Source organism: Pseudothermotoga lettingae TMO (genome assembly GCF_000017865.1).
Lineage (GTDB): Bacteria > Thermotogota > Thermotogae > Thermotogales > DSM-5069 > Pseudothermotoga_B > Pseudothermotoga_B elfii.
In genome coordinates this window covers 1,709,875-1,728,462 of record NC_009828.1, presented here as the reverse complement: position 1 = coordinate 1,728,462, position 18,588 = coordinate 1,709,875, and the positions used below count along the sequence as shown (strand labels likewise).

The 18,588-nt window shown below is 38.5% G+C and carries 20 protein-coding genes; 3 read left to right on the top strand and 17 right to left on the bottom strand.

What is annotated here, in order from left to right; genetic code table 11:
• Nucleotides 1–8 precede the first annotated feature (8 nt).
• The 7 genes from kdd to rpmB all read right to left on the bottom strand — a co-directional run bounded on the left by kdd (nt 9) and on the right by rpmB (nt 5,357).
• Nucleotides 9–1,040, bottom strand: a complete 1,032-nt coding sequence (gene kdd / locus TLET_RS08550) for an L-erythro-3,5-diaminohexanoate dehydrogenase (protein WP_012003694.1) — start codon at nt 1,038–1,040, stop codon at nt 9–11.
• Nucleotides 1,041–1,085: 45 nt separating this feature from the next.
• The gene (locus TLET_RS08545) at nt 1,086–2,345 is read right to left on the bottom strand and encodes an ABC transporter substrate-binding protein (RefSeq protein ID WP_012003693.1); all 1,260 of its coding nucleotides are present in this window, start codon (nt 2,343–2,345) and stop codon (nt 1,086–1,088) included.
• Between the two features lie 2 nt (nt 2,346–2,347).
• Nucleotides 2,348–2,941, bottom strand: a complete 594-nt coding sequence (coaE, locus tag TLET_RS08540; RefSeq protein WP_012003692.1) for a dephospho-CoA kinase — start codon at nt 2,939–2,941, stop codon at nt 2,348–2,350.
• Nucleotides 2,938–3,171, bottom strand: coding sequence for a hypothetical protein (locus tag TLET_RS08535; protein WP_012003691.1), 234 nt, complete (start codon nt 3,169–3,171; stop codon nt 2,938–2,940). The genes coaE and TLET_RS08535 overlap by 4 nt, the downstream gene beginning before the upstream one ends.
• Complete coding sequence (locus TLET_RS08530) at nt 3,168–4,523, bottom strand: glucose-6-phosphate isomerase (protein WP_012003690.1); 1,356 nt, start codon at nt 4,521–4,523, stop codon at nt 3,168–3,170. Before TLET_RS08530 ends, TLET_RS08535 begins: the two co-directional genes overlap by 4 nt.
• Before the next feature lie 12 nt (nt 4,524–4,535).
• The gene (locus tag TLET_RS08525; RefSeq protein ID WP_012003689.1) at nt 4,536–5,048 is read right to left on the bottom strand and encodes an adenine phosphoribosyltransferase; all 513 of its coding nucleotides are present in this window, start codon (nt 5,046–5,048) and stop codon (nt 4,536–4,538) included.
• Between the two features lie 111 nt (nt 5,049–5,159).
• A complete protein-coding gene (rpmB, locus tag TLET_RS08520; RefSeq protein ID WP_012003688.1) occupies nt 5,160–5,357 on the bottom strand; it encodes a 50S ribosomal protein L28 in 198 nt (65 codons plus the stop codon).
• A gap of 107 nt (nt 5,358–5,464) precedes the next feature.
• Between rpmB and TLET_RS08515 the strand changes: the two genes are divergently transcribed.
• Entirely contained in the window at nt 5,465–6,271 is an 807-nt protein-coding gene (locus TLET_RS08515; RefSeq protein ID WP_012003687.1) for an HAD-IIA family hydrolase, read from the top strand.
• Nucleotides 6,268–6,888, top strand: a complete 621-nt coding sequence (locus TLET_RS08510; protein ID WP_012003686.1) for a sigma-70 family RNA polymerase sigma factor — start codon at nt 6,268–6,270, stop codon at nt 6,886–6,888. The genes TLET_RS08515 and TLET_RS08510 overlap by 4 nt, the downstream gene beginning before the upstream one ends.
• Here TLET_RS08510 and TLET_RS08505 read toward each other — a convergent pair.
• From TLET_RS08505 to aspS, 9 genes are read right to left on the bottom strand one after another with little or no spacing between them, the layout of a single operon-like run.
• The gene (locus tag TLET_RS08505) at nt 6,885–7,364 is read right to left on the bottom strand and encodes a tetratricopeptide repeat protein (protein WP_012003685.1); all 480 of its coding nucleotides are present in this window, start codon (nt 7,362–7,364) and stop codon (nt 6,885–6,887) included. The two genes, TLET_RS08510 and TLET_RS08505, sit on opposite strands and share 4 nt — an antisense overlap.
• Nucleotides 7,361–8,965: an NHL repeat-containing protein gene (locus TLET_RS08500; RefSeq protein ID WP_012003684.1), complete on the bottom strand. Its 1,605-nt coding sequence runs from the start codon at nt 8,963–8,965 to the stop codon at nt 7,361–7,363. The genes TLET_RS08505 and TLET_RS08500 overlap by 4 nt, the downstream gene beginning before the upstream one ends.
• A 2-nt stretch (nt 8,966–8,967) precedes the next feature.
• Nucleotides 8,968–9,567 carry a glycerol-3-phosphate 1-O-acyltransferase PlsY gene (plsY, locus tag TLET_RS08495; protein ID WP_012003683.1) on the bottom strand — a complete coding sequence of 200 codons (600 nt, stop codon included), beginning with the start codon at nt 9,565–9,567 and terminating at the stop codon, nt 8,968–8,970.
• 2 nt (nt 9,568–9,569) lie between these two features.
• A complete protein-coding gene (der, locus tag TLET_RS08490; protein WP_012003682.1) occupies nt 9,570–10,877 on the bottom strand; it encodes a ribosome biogenesis GTPase Der in 1,308 nt (435 codons plus the stop codon).
• A 1-nt stretch (nt 10,878) separates the two neighbouring features.
• Nucleotides 10,879–12,498: a 30S ribosomal protein S1 gene (locus TLET_RS08485; protein WP_012003681.1), complete on the bottom strand. Its 1,620-nt coding sequence runs from the start codon at nt 12,496–12,498 to the stop codon at nt 10,879–10,881.
• Entirely contained in the window at nt 12,495–13,331 is an 837-nt protein-coding gene (gene ispH / locus TLET_RS08480) for a 4-hydroxy-3-methylbut-2-enyl diphosphate reductase (protein WP_012003680.1), read from the bottom strand. Before ispH ends, TLET_RS08485 begins: the two co-directional genes overlap by 4 nt.
• Nucleotides 13,312–13,983, bottom strand: a complete 672-nt coding sequence (gene cmk / locus TLET_RS08475) for a (d)CMP kinase (protein ID WP_012003679.1) — start codon at nt 13,981–13,983, stop codon at nt 13,312–13,314. The genes ispH and cmk overlap by 20 nt, the downstream gene beginning before the upstream one ends.
• 1 nt (nt 13,984) lies before the next feature.
• Nucleotides 13,985–14,317 (bottom strand): STAS domain-containing protein, encoded by a 333-nt coding sequence (locus TLET_RS08470; protein ID WP_012003678.1) that lies wholly within the window; start codon nt 14,315–14,317, stop codon nt 13,985–13,987.
• Entirely contained in the window at nt 14,310–16,067 is a 1,758-nt protein-coding gene (gene aspS, locus TLET_RS08465) for an aspartate--tRNA ligase (protein WP_012003677.1), read from the bottom strand. Before aspS ends, TLET_RS08470 begins: the two co-directional genes overlap by 8 nt.
• Nucleotides 16,068–16,227: 160 nt before the next feature.
• On the opposite strand from aspS, the gene TLET_RS08460 reads away from it, so the two are divergent.
• On the top strand, nt 16,228–17,910 hold the full coding sequence (locus tag TLET_RS08460; RefSeq protein WP_012003676.1) for a M3 family oligoendopeptidase: 1,683 nt from the start codon (nt 16,228–16,230) through the stop codon (nt 17,908–17,910).
• On the opposite strand, the gene TLET_RS08455 is transcribed toward TLET_RS08460, so the two are convergent.
• On the bottom strand, nt 17,899–18,579 hold the full coding sequence (locus TLET_RS08455) for a YjjG family noncanonical pyrimidine nucleotidase (RefSeq protein WP_012003675.1): 681 nt from the start codon (nt 18,577–18,579) through the stop codon (nt 17,899–17,901). The genes TLET_RS08460 and TLET_RS08455 overlap by 12 nt on opposite strands.
• Nucleotides 18,580–18,588 lie beyond the last annotated feature (9 nt).

Below are 18,588 nucleotides of genomic sequence, written 5' to 3'. Positions count from 1 at the left end.
TTTTCACCTCATCCATACCTTTTAAGGAATAGTTCATAAAGTTTCTTGTTTTCTCTCACAATTTCTAAAGCGAACTTTGCATGGTCTTTTGCATAACCATTCCCGATAATCATATCCACATCTTTGCCTATACCTTCAGCTCCAAGAGCTGCTTTTGTGAAACTGGTTGCCATAGAGAAAAAGTAAACCTTACCGCGTTCTTTACAACACATCACAGAAGCCATTTCCGTGTCAGGAACATTCACAACGTTTATAACAACGTCTGCAAGTTCACCGCCGTTCATTTCCATGAATTTTTTGTAGGTTCCAACTGCATCCTGAGCATCTGAGACCATTACTCTGTCAACTATTTTTAGATTTTTAAGCTCAGCTACAGATTTTTCTGAATGAACCAGGCCAATAACCTTGCCAGTCGGCCCGGCATATTTCTTTGCTACGTAACAGCAAAGTACACCAGATTTTCCCGCAGCACCAGTTACTAAAACAGTATCTCCAGGCGAAACAAGTCTTGCGGTTTGTATCGGAGCACCAGCTACGTCTAAGATAGCCAGTGCCACTGATTCTGGCATATCTTCAGGTAATTTTGCAAAAACCCCCGTTTCAAACAATATGGCTTCAGCTTCAACATCAACCTGTTCTTTGTCAAGGTGAACTTTTGTGATTTTTTTCAAATTCAGAGGCGTCAAACTCAATGAAACGAGTGTTGCTATCTTATCACCTTCATTTGCATCTATTTTCAGGTCTTTTCCAATTTTTTTGATTTTCCCTATCAGCATTCCCCCAGAACCTGTTATTGGGTTGTGCATCTTACCACGTTCTTTAACTATTTGCATAATTTTCTCAGCTACTTTTGATTCATCTTTCCCAGCTTCATTTTTAATTTGTGTAAAAGATGCAGCATCTATGTTCAGTTTTATGACATCTATCAAAATTTCGTTGTCATATATCTTCGAAGTATCGTTGTCAATTTTCCAGGCAGGTTGAGGTAATTTACCCTTTGGTTCTATAACTCTATGAAGTCCGAATGGATCTCCGCGCACAAAGTCACCTCCAGATGAAAAAGGGGCTCAGCAGCCCCCTTTTAATTACAGTCCTTCTCTTTGAAGTTCTCTTGCAATTTCCTGTTCAGCCCAGGATAAACCTTCATCTATTGTTTTCTTTCCGTACAGAACGTCGTTAACCATGTTTCCGACTATGGTCCTTATCTCTGCCCAGACACCAAGTTGTGGATCAAAAACACCATTGGGTAATTGTTTCAAAGGAACCTCCGCATCTGGATTTTCTGCAAGGAATTTCTTCCACAAATCGGTTTCTGTTGCACTTTTTCTGACAGGTAGGTATCCTGTCTTTGTCGCCCAGTATGCCGTTATATCTGGAGAAATTAAAAATTTCATGAATTCCCATGCAGCTTTCTTTTCTTCATCTTTTGCCGTACTGAACATGATTAAATCAGTTCCTGCAAACAGTGCATTTTGTGTTTTCCAAACCGGGAGCGGTGCCCAACTCCAGCCGTGTTTTCCTTGAGAAGCGCTCGCAACATAGGGTTTACTGGCTACTGTTTCTATAAACATCGCTATTTTTCCTTCGCCGAAAGGACCGTCTAAGTAACCTCCCTGTACAAATGCGTATTTGTCTTTCAAATCTAACAGGAATTGAAGAACTTCTCTTGATTCGGAGCTGTTGATAGTTACTTTCCATTTTCCATTCTCATCTTTTGCAAGAATGTCACCGCCGTTCAACGCGAGAAACACCTCAAAATGATCCACCGTTGAGCGGAATGCGAATCCATATTGGTCTATCGTACCATCGCCGTCAAAATCTTCAGTCATGAGTATGGCTGCTTTTTTCAGCTCTCCAATTGTCTCCGGGATGTTCAAACCGGCAAGTGTTAGTGCATCTGTATTGACATACATAACATAGATGCTTTTGTTGAACGGAACTGCGTAAACGGTTTTGTCCCAAGTGCAGTTCATTCTCATTGGCTCCCAAATGTCCTGCCACTCGGTTGAACTTAGACCTATTTTTGGATCAGTGAGGAAATCATTGAGTGGCTGAACTATCCCAGAATAGATCAGTTTTGCTGTCCAGTTTGAATATGCTTGCGAGATTGTTGGGAGACCTCCCGCCTGTGCTGCAGCGAGTAGTTTCTGCTGTAATGTACTGTAGTTTCCTATATAAACCGCTTCAACTTCGATATCTGGATGTTGCTGATTGAAAAAGTCAACGATTTCCTGCAAAGTTTTGCCATGTCCTCCGCCCATAGCATGCCAAAAAGTCACCTTAACTTTTGCAAAACCCAGAGTGATTACCAGAACAAGCAAAGTCACCAGAAAAAGTTTTTTCATAACTACACCTCCCCTGTTGAATGATACAGTTTTGATTTTATCACCTCATTGTAAAAATTCTTTATTTTTCGACGTAAATCTAATAGATCGGAATCATTCACTATGACCAGATCTGTTTCAACAATGTCGTGCTGAGCCATTAAACGTTCTCGAATTTCCTCTTCATTCATTCCTTTTTCCCTAAGGCGATGTATTATTTTATCTTCTGGTGATTTTATTAAAATCACTATATCGCATATTTTATCCAGTTTGAGTCTGTGTAAAATAGCTGCGTCTATAACGATCAAGCCATCTGATGATTCTACTTGTTTTTCAACTTCAATACGTATTAATGGATGAACTATTTTCTCTAAGGAGGAAAGTTTGTTCAGATCTGAAAACACTACGCGGGCAAGTTTTTTCCTATCTATTTGGTTTTTCAGAAAGATTGATTCTCCAAAGATCTTTTTTAGGGAATCTTTCACTTTCTCGTTCGAAAGTACAGAGTGTCCAATCAGATCAACGTTTATTACTTTTGCGCCAAATTCTTTTAAAATAGATGCAACTGTACTTTTTCCAGACCCCATTTTGCCTGTCAGACCTACTACGAATTTCAATACAATTTTTCTCCTTTTTCTGAGAGCAATGTTTCAAAATTTCTGTATTCTTCAAGCGTTAAAACCACAACAGCTATTTCATCTTTTGCCTGCTGATAAAGTTTTGAAAGTTTCTCAGCAATCTTTTCACTTTCCTTGACTACAACAACGTAAATATCGTCGCCGAAAGGGCTCTCTTTCAAAAAATAGATCATGGACGGATCGAAGATCTTTACTATGTAATCTTTCAATCTATCACAACCTTTTTGGAAGGTTCTGCAAATTCTGTTTCTTCGTAATTCTTCCTACCCATCAGGGAATATGTTATTTTCTTGCTGAGCTCAACACCCGGTTGGTCATAAGGGTTAATATTCAAAAGGTTACCCATCAGTGCTGTTGTAAACTCAAAATACATGAAAAATTGCCCCATATCGTAAGCGTTTATAGTCGGAAACACAACCCTCATGCTTGGACGACCATTGTTAGCAAGCGCTCTTTCTGTGCCAGTTAACTCACTTTTCAGGAGCGTTGAGAGAGTTTTACCGCTGAGATAGGAGATATCGTCATCTTTATGAGTAGATGGTATTAATATATCACGCTCGTGTTTTTCAACTTCTAAAAAGATTATTGTTTTGTCATCAGGGCCCTCGTTGTAAAGTTGCAATTGTGAATGTTGATCTACCGCGCCGAGCGCTTTTACTGGTGTTAATCCTTCATTGACAACCTCCCCTGTCAGGGAATATTTCTTTCCAAGACTTTCAGCCCAGAGCTGTCTGAACCAATCGGCAAGTGAGTATAATTTATTTGAATATGGCATCATAACTGTGATGTTTCTACCTTTTTTCTTGTTTAAATAGTGACACGCGGCTATCATAGCGGCAGGATTTTTTTCAACATTTATGTCTGCACATTTGAGATATGCATCTTTTGCACCATCAAGCAGAGCTTTGATATCTACGCCACATGCCATTGCTGGCAAAAGCCCGACAGGAGAAAGGACACTGAATCTTCCTCCTAAATTTTCAGGGATATCAAGTGTTCGAATTTTCTCCTGATTCGCTACGCGTCTTAAAAAACCTTTTGTGGGGTCTGTTGTGAAAATTAAGTGTTCGGTAGTATTTATTCCTCGCAATTGCAAAAGCGATCTGATTATTTGATAATGTGCAAGACATTCAGCAGTTGAACCAGATTTTGATACTATATTGAAAAGAGTCTTGCGGGGATCAATTTCATCGAGAATAGCAGCAGATTGGTCTGGATCAACGTTTTCAAGAAAAAAGATCTTCAAATAGCCGTTTCTTTCTTGTTTTGAAAGATGATTCCAATTAAGTGGTGTGAGTGCATTTGCAAGAGCTACTGCTCCAAGGTTCGAACCACCAATTCCAACTACCACAAGGCTGTCGAAAGAAAGAACCCATTGCCTGATGTCTTCAATCGAATCTATATGACTCCTGTCAAAAACAACGCTGACAAATGCTGGTCGATTCTTAACAACTCTATCTACGGATTTTGATATGATTTGTTTTACAGAGTTGAATTCTTCTTCATTTATTCCTCCTTTTGTATTTGGCTCGAACATAAAACTGAAATCGAAACGGAGCATTTCTACTCCCCCTCAGTAAGAGATAACAGTTCTGATGAGGTAATCTCTGAGTCTTTCTCTTGGATTCAAGTATGTTAATTCAACTAAGAAGCATGTTCCCGCAACCTCGCCACCGAGTTTTTTCACAAGCTGTGCTATTGCATTTGCTGTACCACCTGTCGCAAGAACGTCATCAACAAGCAGGATTTTCTCTCCTTTATCTATTGCATCAGAATGAATTTGAAGCTTGGCTGTCCCATACTCGAGATCATATTCAATTGATGTTGTTTCGTAAGGCAATTTTCCAGGTTTTCTAACCGGAATAAAGCCTTTGTGAAGTTTGTAAGCAAGAGCAGAACCAAAAATAAATCCCCTTGCTTCTGGAGCAACAATTAAATCGAAATCGATATCAGACACAGTTTCTGCCATTTTATCTATAGCTGCCTGGAAAGCCTGAGGGTTTTTCAAGAGGGGAGTAACATCTCTAAAAATAATTCCTTCAAATGGAAAATCAGGAATATCTCTGATGAATTTTCTCAAATCCATCTGTCCACCATCCTTTTCGGAAGAATCGCACAGGTACATTTTATCAAACGTGAAGGCTGTTTTCAATATCTGGAAAGTTGAAAACAAAATCGCGCGGATAAACCCGCGCGTTCATGCTGTTGCTTTTTGAACTTTGCCTGCCTTGAGACATCTGGTACAGACTCTCATAGTCCTGACAGTTCCATCTTCGGTAATCACACGAATTTTCTGAAGGTTCGGTCTGAACATTCTTCGAGTGTGTCTATTGGAGTGACTGACGTTTTTGCCAGCTACAGGTCCTTTTCCACATATTTCACATCTTTTTGCCATCTCTCATACCCCTTTCTCAAACCGCTTAATAATATTACCAGATCGGTAGTGCAATTTCAAGGTTACATCTTTTCAGAAGGCAGCTATTCTGGTATCGTATTTATGAGGTGAAGGCACTGAATCTCAATGAAGTATATCTGTTTCTCTTAGACATGGATGGAACATTTTACATTGGAGATAAACTTGTAACAGGCGCGCTGGATTTTCTTCATGTGGTAAGAAAGCAAAAAAAGAGGGTTATGTTTTTAACAAATAATTCTTCAAAGAACAATTTTGATTATGTAGAAAAACTGAAAAAACTTGGGGTCGATGTAACTCCTGAAGATATCTTTACCTCCGGTGAGGCTACGGCTCTTTTCCTTGAGGAAAGATTTGGTCATGTGGATCTTTTTACAATAGGTACTGAATCACTTGTAAAAACACTGGAGAGTTACGGACATAAAAATACTGAGCAAAACCCACAATTAGTGGTGCTTGGATATGATACAGAGATCAACTATCGTAAGCTTTCTCTCGGGTGTTTGTTTTTAAGAAAGGGCCTGAAATACATAGCAACTCATCTGGATGTAAATTGCCCGTCATTGCATGGGCCAGTACCTGATGCGGGTTCTTTTATGGCATTGATAGAAAAATCCACTTTGAGGAAACCTGATTATATCGTTGGAAAGCCGAACCCTCTGATGCTAAAAATGATTGTCAGGAAAACCGGCGTATCTCCTGATAAGATAGCGATGGTTGGTGACAGGCTCTATACCGATATGGAATTTGCCTACAATTCAGGTGTTTTTTCAATACTTGTTTTATCTGGTGAGACGACCTTGCATGATCTGAAATCTGTTGCAAGAAAACCAGATCTTATAGTGGAAAATATAGGTCAACTCGCCAAAATGATTGAAAGTGGGTATCACGTTTGAATGTAAAATACAGTTTGAGAACTAAGAGAACGGAAGAACTTGTGAATCTTGCTCAAAGCGGGCTTAAAGAAGCCTTAGACCTTTTGGTAGAGAAATTCTATCCTATGGTTGTAAAAATTTCCTCAAAATATTATGCGCCCTGGGCAGAGTTTCAAGATCTGGTTCAAAACGGTCTGGTTGGTTTGATCAAGGCAGTTTATTATTACCAGTCTGATAAAGGAGGATTCACTTCTTTTGCCTGGACAAGTGTAGAATCGGAGTTGAAGTCCTTTCTCACCTTTCTTAACCGGAGGAAGAACAGAATGTTGACAGATGCTTTGAGCGTCGATTCCATAACTGATGAAGAATCTGATGAAACCGGTTATTCTTTCGAAGACGCAGGGACTTCAACAGTGCGCCAAGCTGTCTTAGAAATAGTTATGGAAAAAGTAAACGGGCATCTTACCGATCTGGAACAGGGGATAATCAGTATGTGGATAAATGGATCGAGTTATGAACAAATAGAGCAGGAATTGAATGTGAACTTTAAGAAAGTCGATAATACTGTACAGAAATTTAAGAGAATAGTCAAAACAAAGATAGACCCACTTCTTATAACTATCTTTTTTCAAAATTAGTATCTATTCCACGTTTTTCTCAATTCTTTGAGCTTTTCCAGAACGCCGTACTCTCTCAATTCTTCAGCTAATTGGTTATCATTTATATTTTCAGCATACAGGTCAATTGCTTCGATAGTTTCTTTCAAGGCAAGATGACAAACTATGAGCATTGCTTTGACCGTACTGTCGTCTCTGTTAAGCTGTAAGGCTCTGGTTAAGATAAGTTTCGCACTGTCATATCTTTCAAGATTCAATAAAGTGCAGGCCATATTTGTATATGCAGGCAGAAAATTCTTGTCCATTTCGATAGCTTTCTGATAACATTCTATAGCCCTGGCATTTTTTTCTTGTTTTCTGTAAACATTTCCAAGGTTATTCCACACTTCCGGTGTTTGCTGAATTTCTAAACATTTTTTATAAAGAAACTCAGCTTTTGATAAATCGCCGGATTGCGACGCTGTGTAGGCTTCCTGAAAAATCTTCTCAATTTTCATTCCACCATTCCTCTTGTGTAATATATAGTGTCTGAATAAACCTCCTGGCCAATTTTTACCTCGACAGCAACCGGGACAATATCCGATGGGATAGGCCTTGTGCGCTTGAAAGATATGGACCAGACAGGCTGCCATATTTCTCTTTCGGAATTTACTGGTCCAAAGCCTCCAGATAGCAATTCTAAATCCGTTACCTGCGAACGGGAAAAAAGTTTAATGTTTTTTCCTCTAAGTGTTACGAGATCTGTTCTTTTCCATTCTTTTGGAGTATTATCGAATAATACGCCATAGAGGGAACCTCTTTTTATTTTCGGAAGAAGATCGCTGAAAAATTCTGAGGTAGCTTTCAACCATTCAAGTTTCAGATAATTTGCCGAGATGTTGAAAAAAACTGGTCCTCCACCTTCACGAACCTGAATTAATTGTCGAATAAACGGCAGCGGTTCACCAGATATATTTTCAACTCTGATTGAAAGATCGATATATTCTTCGCTAAGACTCAGATTATCTACTTTGACTATTACTGGCTCCTGAGATTTCATCAATCGGACTGACACACTATGGGATTTCCAATCCATTAGCATAAGGTATGGATAATGGTACTCGAAAAGAACGGTATTACCTGTCGGAGTAAACAGGTCGTGCAAACCATCGTCTTTCACTATCGAGAGTGTGCCGTTTTTTGTAATAATTACAGGTTCACCTGATAAACTGATTTCAAAATTCCAAGCATTGTAGGAAGGATATGTTTTTATTACATTCATCGAATAATCAAGAAGAATAAGCTGATTTGCAAATGTGTCAAGTATCCATATCCCGTTTGGAGTTATCTCGATATCTCCAATTATATGAAAGCCTTCAGGGTTAAAAAATGTAATTTTTCCACCGTCGCACGTGAAGATTCTATCAACATCTGCTCCCCATAGTCTGTTGACTCTATCAAATCCTGCAAGGATGGGGTTAATAAATCCATCACCTATGACTTTCTCAGAGAGGTTTTGAAGATCGTACTCGATCAGTTTTCCATCTCCCGATATATATACGTGAGATTCAGGAAAAGCAGCGATGCTCCGAGGGGAGATACTTATTTTGTAGATTTGGTACTTACCTTCTTCGTATCTTATCAACCTTTTATTTGCTTCATCGGCTATAAGTAAGGAATTTTCATAGAAAGCCACGGCATTCGGTGTGTAGAAGTATTCTACTCCTCTGGTAAAACCAGGAACTGTTAAGATCTCATCAAATACTGTTGGCGTTGAGAATTTTATGGGGTTTGAAAGCACCTCGATTTCTTTTATTAAAGAAAGTACCTCAGCTTTTCCAGGACTTACTACAAGAACTGTTTTGAGATTTTCCTGTGCTTTTTCAACTGCCCTGGTATCTATATCGATTTTTGAAGTGAAAAACCAGAACTCAGGTATGTCAGCAACATATATCAGACCAGAAAGAGCCTGCTCCATGAGATTTCTCGCGTTTGAAACATCTCCCTGATACCAGTGCAATAAAGCCTGTGAGAACAGCTCTCGAGCTTGTTCTTCATTAACTATAGGATAGATCAACACGCAGTGCAATACAAAAAGCAGAAAAAGTAATTTTCTCAAGCTTACCCCCTCTTTTTAATTATTTTTATCAAGTCAGTTTTTCTTTCCGATTTGTTGACCAATCTTTCGATATTTTCCGAGTGTCTTAACGTTGATAAGGTTGAGAGCAACAAAAACAACACTCCGTAGTCTTTGTTAAAGAAGAAAGCAACAAACGAAGCTGCGTACATACCTACTATCGAAGCCAGTGAAACATATTTTGTTAAAAGAGTTATGCTGATCCAGGTTGCGAGGAAAGTAAAGCCACAAATCGGGCAAAGTGCAAAAAATACCCCTGTGGTACTTGCAACACCTTTTCCGCCTTTGAACCTCAGGAAAACTGGAAAATCATGGCCAAGGACAGCAAAAATGGAAGATATTCCTGTATAATGAATATCTTTAAAAATCAGAGAAAAAACAAGTACAGGCACAAAGGCTTTAACGCCATCAAGAACCATACAAATAAAGCCGATAACAGGGCCGGCAGCCCTGAGAGCATTTGTGCCACCAACATTCCCACTACCGGTTCTTCTGATGTCGATTTTTCTCAATTTCGGTAGAAGATAACTGAATGGTATTGCTCCGCAAAAATAGGAAATCAGTCCAATAAGTATATAATTCATAATCATCTCCTACTTTTGAATTCTATCACCAATGGTGTTCCAGTAAATTGATCTACCCTCTCTCTTATAAATCTTTGTAATGTTTTCTCTGTTTGATAGTCGGTGAGCTCTTTTTTATTAACCATGATAACAAATTTCGGTGGCTTTATCTTTATTTGCTTTATGGAATAAATCCTCAAATTTTTTCTGCTAAGGGCAGGCGAAAGCAATGGAAGTTGTGATGCAAGCTTACTCAAGAGTTGTTGAGGAACTTTTCGGCAGTAAGATTCGTACGCCTCATCTATAGCATTGAAAAGTTTTTCCAGGCCACTTTTTTTGACAGCACTGGTAAAAACTATTCGACAGAAATTAATGAATGGCATCTCAGTGAAAAGCGCTGCCTCATAGTCTTTTTTACGTACGTTTACAAGATCAAATTTATTAATCACACAAACCATGGCTCTACCACTGCTGAGTATCAAATCAGCAATTCTTTTATCCTGCCTGGTAACGCCTTCGGTTGCATCTATAACAAGCAAAACAACATCAGCAGATTGTATGGTATCAATCGTTCTGCTTATACTGAATTGCTCGATTGTTTTTCTTTCTATTCTGCTCTTTCTCCTCATGCCAGCTGTGTCAACAAGTATGTACTTTTTGCCATTAATTTCGATCATTTCATCCACAGGATCTCTCGTTGTGCCGGGTACAGGAGTAACAGTGGCTCTGTCCATATTCAGAAGAGCGTTGAAAAGTGATGATTTTCCAACGTTAGGTTTTCCAACAATCGCGATCTTCGGTGAAGATTCTTTAAAAAGCATTGATTTCTCGCCAGATTCTCTCAGCAGATTTGTAATTTTATCAAGTAATTCGTCTATGTTGTTGCCATGTTGAGCAGAAACAGGAATATATTCGGCAAAACCGAGTTTCATTATATCAGGAAGGTTTTTTTCAACCACGGACATATTTTCAGACTTGTTAATTACCATAAGAACTTTCTTGGCGATTTTTCTCAATTGTTGAGCAACATATTCATCTTCTGATGTAATGCCGCTTCTTCCATCCACAACGAATAAAATGAGATCTGCTTTTCGAAATGCCTCGAAGGCTTTATCACGCATTGCAAGGAGAACGGGATCTCGGGTTGATTCAAATACTCCACACGTGTCGTACAGAAGGAAAGAGGTCTCGTTGTAAACAACGAGACCTTTTATAATATCACGAGTAACACCTTCTATCTTTTCTGTTATTGCCTTTCTGCGTCCGATAAGTCTGTTAAAAAGCGTTGATTTTCCGACATTCGCCCTTCCAGCTATAACAACTGTTGCCATATTAACTCTTCATCCTGTCACCGAGCGTTCTTTTTACTGTTGATTCATCAATTTTGCTTTTATATTCTTCGTAAGCCTTTTTCTCCTCGAGTTTTTTCTGACTCACCAGAAGCTTCCTTCGCTCGGGTATAAGCCTCAAAACAAGTACTTCTACTTCGTCTCCCTCTTTTAAAGATTCATCTGCGTGACTCGCAGGCATTAATCCATCGATAGAGAAATCCTTCAATTCTATTATAAAGCCGGAATTCACTTTTGATTTCACCAGGGCTTTAGCTACGGAGTTTTCAGAAAGTTTTGTAACAACTTCATCCCATGGGTCTGGTGTTAATTGTTTCACACTGAGCCTCATTCGTCTTTTCTGTTTGTCTATTGATAATATTTTGACATTTAATCTGTCTTTTTCCTTGAACAGATCTGTTGGATCCTTTACTTTGTTCCAGGAAAGTTCTGATTTTGGTACAAAACCACTGACACCATCTTCCAGTTCCACAATAACACCTGCTGGTAAGATTCTTACTATTTTGCCGCTTACCACGTCTCCTTCGTTGTATTTCTGTACGACTTCTTCCCATGGATCTCCTTTGGCTTTTTTATAACTCAGAGCAATTCTGTGTTTTTCCGGATCTATTTCTATCACTTCGGCTTGAACAATTTGGCCTATCTTGAAATATTTGTGAAGATCTGCTTTTTTGCTCGTCCAGAAAACCTCGGAGATGTGTATCAGTCCGTCAAGCCCTGGTTCGAGGTTCAAAAAGATTCCAAACGGCATTATGCTTTTGACTGTTCCCTGAACAACTGTTCCTACAGAATATCTTTCTGAAACTTTCAGCCATGGGTCAGGTTCCAGAGCTTTCAAGCTCACTGTTATAGAGCTTCTTGCTGGGTTAATTTCTATTATTTTGACTTTTATTTGATCGTTTTTCTTGAGAATATCATCTGGTGAAACCGAAGGATCGTGCGACATTTCTGATCTTGGTAAAAAGGCTTTTATTCCATCGAAATCAATTATTGCATGATTCATCCTGATACTTTCCACTGTTCCCTCAATTTCATCTCCAACTTTGTGAGTGTTGAAAAATTCTTTCTTTAACCGTTCCAGAAGTGCTTTTCTGGAAACAACTATATGGAGCTTGTTTCTACGAACAGAATACTCAATTATCAGGAAATTCATTTCTTTTTCTTGAAAAGATTGATTTCTTTTAAGCAGAGATTGAGAACCCGGCAAGAAGGCGTCAAAAATATTGGATATTAATACCCGGTATCCTCCCGGAATAGTTTGTACTATTTTGCCCTTGACGGGTATTTTAGACTCATACGCTTTTCTCAATGTATTTCTCATTTCTCTTATGTAAGGTCTTTTCTCTGATAGCAGAGCATATCCTTCTTCATCATTGATTTTTAGGATTTGAGCTTTGATTTTTTGACCTACTGAATATTTTTCAATGGAGTGAATTAACTCATTTTGCTGAATTATCCCTTCACCTTTACCACCAAAGTCTACAGAAATGCCTTCTGCTGGATTTATCCTGGTCACCACAGCCTCTACGACACTCCCGGGATTGGTTTCAACGAAATCAAGATATTCTTGAAAATTTTCCATCTTTTCGTGTTCATCAGTCATTTCCTTTCCCTCCTACACTTAATTTTGTCGATAACTGTTTTTACATCTTCTTCAGGCGTTGAAGTGCCTGTTGTGATACCTATCATCTCTACCTTATCAAAATTAATTTTATCAACTTCTTCAGGAGTTTCTATTTGGATCGCTCTTGTAAATTTCGAAGCTATTTTTGTTAGTTTTGAAGTATTTGAACTGTTTTTTCCACCTATTATAATCATTAAATCAACCTGTTTAGCTATCTTTTGCGCTTCTTTTTCTCTTCTTGCTGTGATTTCGCACACGGTGTTTATGATTCTTATTTCGCTGAATTTTGATTGACTGATTGATTTTACAACGAAGTCGTAAAATTCATCGATGGACATAGTTGTTTGTGACATAATGCAAATTCTTCCGGATAATTCTGGTGGTTTCAAAGTTATCGTGGCATCTTTAACATAACCCTTTAAAGCAGACATTTCGGGGTGACTTTCTTTTCCAAATACAACTATTCTGTACCCTTCTTGATGTATTCTGCTTGCAGTTTGAAAAAGATTATGTACTATGGGGCAGGTTGTGTCTACAATTTTCTTGAAAACTTTTTGCAGCTCAAATAGCTGATCTCTGGATATACCATGTGCGCGTATTATCAAAGACGAATTTTTTGCATCTTCGGGTATAATATTCTCTTGAAGTACGTTTACTCCTCTTTTCCTTAGAGAATCAACAACTGTTTTGTTATGTACAATTTCACCAAGCGTGTAAATTTTCTCATTTTCATTGATCTCAGATAAAGTCATCTTCAATGCTCTGCGAACTCCAGAGCAGAAACCAATATCCTCAGCAACAATTATCCTCAACTTTTATCCTCCTGAAGGCAATCTGGCATATTTCGTCTGCCACTTCGTTTATGTCTTTGGATGTGGTATCTATTACGATGGCGTCCTCAGCAGGTTTCAAGGGAGCTATTGATCTGCTTGAATCTTGTCTGTCTCTGATCTTTATTTGATCTGCAATATCTTCCATCGTAAGGTTCATATTTTTTGCTTTCAATTCTTCGAACCTTCTCCTCACACGTTCTTTGAAAGAAGCTGTGAGGAAAATCTTTACATCTGCTTCGGGTAAAACAACTGTTCCAATATCCCTTCCTTCTACCACAAATTTTCCATTTTGGCATATATGTCTTTGTATCTGAGTTAATCGCTCTCGAACTGCAGGTATTGTTGCAAAATCTGATGCTAATTTTCCTGCTTCTGATGATCTTATTTCATCTGAAACCTTCTTTTTATTTAAATAGAGTTCTCCGTCGATATATTCAATATCTATCTCTGCCAGATGTTTTTTTAGATCGTCTTTTGCCGAAAGGCCCTTCGAATGCAAATAAAGTGCCACGGCTCTGTACATGGCTCCTGTATCAAGGTAATTCATATTCATTTTCTGTGCAACAAGTTTTGCAACTGAAGATTTCCCAGAACCAGCAGGTCCGTCGATAGCTATTAAAAAGCGGTTCAATTCATGCCTCCTCCGGTGTGTCAACAATCTGAAAAACCTTGTCGAGCCTCGTCATTTCAAAAATGCGCTTCACATTCTGCCTCATCGAAGTAAGAATTACTTCTTTTCCATAATTTCTCGCATCTTTCAAGATGGCGACCATAGTTCCAAGTCCTGCGCTGTCGATATAAGGTACATCAGACATATCAATTACTAATTTTCTGTGGTTTGATGTTTCTATCTGTTCCTTTATCATTTTTTTTATATCTGCAGAATGATATGCGTCAAAATCACCATCAATCTTACAGATTAACTTCATCTGCTGCTGTTCAAATTTCACTTTGATATCATTCACAGTGATCGCCCCCCAGAATTATTTTTAGTTCATCAAGTTGTTTCTGATTTACAACATCTGGTGCACCTGTCAGTGGACAAATACCACTCGATGTTTTTGGAAAAGCTATAACCTCCCTTATTGTAGGTACACCACAAATTATAGCAGTTAATCGATCCAGTCCAAGCGCTATACCTCCATGTGGTGGTGCACCATATTGAAACGCTTCTAAAAGAAAACCGAATTTCAATTTTACTTCCTCTTCGGTAAGCCGCATCAATTTGAAAATCTCTCTCTGGAGTTCAGCATCGTGAATTCTTATACTGCCTGAGCCCACTTCGAACCCATTTATTACGATGTCGTAAGATTGAGCTCGGATCTTTGAAAGATCGCTGTTTTTGTACTTTTTTAGATCATCAAGGTTTGGCATAGTGAATGGATGATGTTGAGCAACGAATCTATTTTCTTCTTCACTATATTCAAACATTGGAAAGTCCGTAACCCAAAAAATATCAAATCCTTTCCGCAGATCAGAGAAATACCTCTCACCCAGAATTTTTCTTACTTCACCAAGCACTGTGTTAACTATGTCAATTTTACCTGCCGAAAGTACACAAACATCATTATAGTTTATTGAAAGCTCTTTTGCAACTGAATTGTAGTTTTTCTGCAAATATTTTGCCCCAGCACCTTTAATCGATTCAGGCGAATCAAATGAAAACCACAGTATGCCACCACCACCGAGTGATTTTGCTATTTCGTTTAGTTCATCGGCAAGTTTTCTGCTCATCTTATTTGCGAAATCCCGAACAACGAATCCCTTTACAACACCGCCACTGGAAAGCTCAGCATTTATCGCGTGATATTCACATGTTTTAAAGTGTTTGGAAAGATCAAAAAATTCCATGCCAATTCTTCGATCCGGCTTGTCTGAACCGTATTTGTTCATACACTCGTTATAAGTAAGTCTGTCAAGTTTGCCTGGCAAATCTACCTGGAGCACTTCTTTGAAAAGATGTTTAATCATGCCTTCTGTTATCTCCAGGACATCATCCATAGTATTAAAAGACATCTCTATATCTATTTGAGTAAATTCTGGTTGCCTATCTGCCCTCAGGTCTTCGTCTCTGAAACACCGAACCACTTGAAAGTATCTGTCTATGCCACCGATCATAAGCAGTTGCTTAAAAAGTTGAGGTGATTGAGGGAGTGCGTAGAAAGTACCTGGTTTCAGTCGAGAAGGTACTAAAAAATCTCGCGCGCCTTCCGGGGTACTCTTCGTCAAGAACGGAGTTTCCACTTCGATGAAACCATTCTTGCTTAAATAATTTCTGATGCATTGGGTAACTTTGTGTCTTGTAATTATTCTGTCTGAAACTTCTTTCCTCCGAAGGTCAATGTAGCGGTATTTCAGTCTAATTTCTTCGGCTGGTAATTTTGTTTCTCCCGGGTAAAAAGGCAGATCTTTTTCGGGTGATGAAAAAACATTTACTTTTTCTGCAAAAACTTCTATCTCTCCTGTCAAAAGGTCCTTGTTTATAGTTTCTTCAGGCCTTTTTTGGACTACACCCTCGATTTGCACGACAGATTCCCTACGCAGGTTTATCTGACAATTTTGGGAAAGAATAATCTGGGTTTGACCGTATCTGTCTCTCAGCATTAAAAACTTCACTCCACCAAGATCTCTAATTCTGTCGATCCACCCTGCAAGAATGACTTTCTTACCCACATCTTTGATAGTTAATTCACCGCATGTATGGGTTCTCAGCATCTTTCATCCTCCTGTTTTTGCGAAAACATTATAGTTAGAATAATGATATCATTCAAAATGTTTTTTGATACTTACTGTTATGATTATAGACGAACTGATGATGACATAAGGTAAAGATAATGATAAACTGATATTGACAATGTGAACAGGGGGTGTGGTTGTGAGATTCTCGGAGTTTGTTTACAAAAGGCCTGATTTGGAACAGTTCAAAGTTGATTTCGAAAAAACTGTTGCAGATTTGAGAAAAGCAAAGACTTTTCAGGAAGCTGATCTTATTGTTAAGCAGTTGAACAAAATGAGAGAAGATTTTTCAACAACTTCCTCAATCTGCATGATACGTTACTGCATGAACACAAATGATGAATTCTACAAAGCCGAAAAAGACTTTTTTGACACGGCAACACCTGTTGTTGAGGGGTTGACAACTCTGTTTTATAGAACCCTACTTGATTCTAATTTTAGAGATGATCTCGAAAAAATCTACGGAAAACAATTATTCAATATCGCGTCTCTAACTGTAAAAACTTTCAAGCCCGAAATTCTCGATGACCTTGTCGAAGAAAACAAACTTTCAACTCAGTATGCACAGCTTGTTTCATCCGCCCGGATCAGCTTCAAAGGAAAGAAGATGACAATACCACAATTGAGGGCGTTTATGATTTCAAAAGAACGTAATGAAAGAAAAGAGGCCGCAGAAGCATTATATTCATTTTTTTCAGCAAACGAAGAGAAGTCTGATCAAATATACGACAGGCTTGTTAGATTGAGAACTGAGATAGCCAGAAAACTTGGTTATGTAAGCTTTACACAACTTGGTTACGATAGACTTACTCGCTCAGATTATAACGAAAAGATGGTTGAAAAGCTTAGAGAGGCCATCAAAAGATATATTGTTCCTGTAGTAGCTAAGCTGCGAGAAAAGCAAGCAGAACATCTTGAATTGAAAAAATTAAAATATTATGATCTTTCCGTTATATTAAAACAGGGAAATCCAAAACCTCAAGGAGATGAAGACGAAATTGTCCTCAAGGCAAGAGAGATGTACGCAGAAATGTCTCAACAGACTGATGAATTCTTCTCTTTTATGTTGCAAAATGAATTGATGGATTTGAAGGCCAGAGATGGAAAATACCCAGGGGGATTTTGCCATTTTGTGCCAAACTATAGATCCCCTTTTATCTTTGCAAACTTTAATGGCACCGAGCATGATGTCGAGGTTTTAACTCACGAGGCCGGGCACGCTTTCCAGGTTTTCAGAAGCAGAAATTTTGATATTCCTGAGTATCACTGGCCAACACTTGAGGCATGCGAGATTCATTCGATGGGTATGGAGTTTTTTGCATGGCCGTGGATGCATTTATTCTACAAAGAACAGGCAGAAAAGGCAAAACTTGTTCATCTGTGGGGTGCTTTGAATTTTATACCTTACGGGACATGTGTTGATGAATTCCAGCACCTTGTCTATGAAAATCCAGATATGACTCCCAGGGAAAGAAGGAAAATTTGGAGAGATATTGAAAAAACTTACATGCCCGAGATTGATTACGACGGCAATCAGTTCTTAGAAAATGGTGGAAGATGGCACCAGCAGATGCATATATTCGAGAACCCATTTTATTATATTGACTATGTACTTGCCCAAATATGTGCATTTCAGTTCTGGATCAGATCGCGTTCAGATTTTAGAAGTGCTTTTGCAGATTACGTAAAATTGTGTGATGTCGGTGGTAGTTTGCCTTTCACAGAACTTTTGAAGGTGTCGAAACTTTCATCGCCGTTTGAAGATGAGAGCATTCGCACAGTTGCCGAGGAAGTTTATTGCTGGATAAATTCACATGCTTAGTTTTAAATAGAGTTCGTCGAAGTTTTCTACCCTATTGTGTTCAAAATCTGGATAAACGCCGGCATAATCAAGCAAGATAAATTCTGTGCCGGCGTTTTTAGCAGCTTTGAAATCTACCTCTGGATCATCGCCAATATAAACACATTCACTCAAAGAGATTCCACTGAGTCGAGAAGCTTCTACAAATAAAGCAGGATCTGGTTTGGGTTTACCAACTTGCTCTGAGCTTAAAATGAACTCGATAAACCTGTCAAGTTTTAGAATTTTTGCCCTCTTTTCCTGAACAGCCCGAACACCATTTGTCAGCACAGCCATTTTTTGGCCAGATAATTTCATCTTCGTCAAAAATTCTTCAGCACCTGGCATGAAATAAGCCAGGTTGGAGAGATTTTTTAAATATTTTTCTGCAGCTTCACTGTATTCTACTCTTTTTGCTTCGATTTTCTCCAGAAAATCTTTAAATCTTGCTCTGACGATGTAATCTTTACTGTAAAGGCCTTTCGAAAATGCCTGCCACCATTTTTTGTTTATTTCTATATACAGTTCTATTTGCGACTCGTTTATTAAAATCCCGTACTCCAGCAGTGTTAGTTTTAGAGCTTCCTTTTCAGAACGGGAAAAATCGAGCAAAGTATTATCCAGATCAAAATAAACCATCTGGTATTTCATTAAGGTTTT

Excerpts from the sequence above, each read along its gene's own strand:
- TLET_RS08545 (WP_012003693.1), bottom strand. The coding sequence starts at position 2,345 with ATGAAAAAACTTTTTCTGGTGACTTTGCTTGTTCTGGTAATCACTCTG.
- aspS (WP_012003677.1), bottom strand. The coding sequence starts at position 16,067 with ATGCTGAGAACCCATACATGCGGTGAATTAACTATCAAAGATGTGGGT.
- TLET_RS08505 (WP_012003685.1), bottom strand. The coding sequence starts at position 7,364 with ATGAAAATTGAGAAGATTTTTCAGGAAGCCTACACAGCGTCGCAATCC.
- rpmB (WP_012003688.1), bottom strand. The coding sequence starts at position 5,357 with ATGGCAAAAAGATGTGAAATATGTGGAAAAGGACCTGTAGCTGGCAAA.
- der (WP_012003682.1), bottom strand. The coding sequence starts at position 10,877 with ATGGCAACAGTTGTTATAGCTGGAAGGGCGAATGTCGGAAAATCAACG.
- TLET_RS08485 (WP_012003681.1), bottom strand. The coding sequence starts at position 12,498 with ATGACTGATGAACACGAAAAGATGGAAAATTTTCAAGAATATCTTGAT.
- TLET_RS08530 (WP_012003690.1), bottom strand. The coding sequence starts at position 4,523 with ATGCTCCGTTTCGATTTCAGTTTTATGTTCGAGCCAAATACAAAAGGA.
- TLET_RS08525 (WP_012003689.1), bottom strand. The coding sequence starts at position 5,048 with ATGGATTTGAGAAAATTCATCAGAGATATTCCTGATTTTCCATTTGAA.
- TLET_RS08455 (WP_012003675.1), bottom strand. The coding sequence starts at position 18,579 with ATGAAATACCAGATGGTTTATTTTGATCTGGATAATACTTTGCTCGAT.
- plsY (WP_012003683.1), bottom strand. The coding sequence starts at position 9,567 with ATGAATTATATACTTATTGGACTGATTTCCTATTTTTGCGGAGCAATA.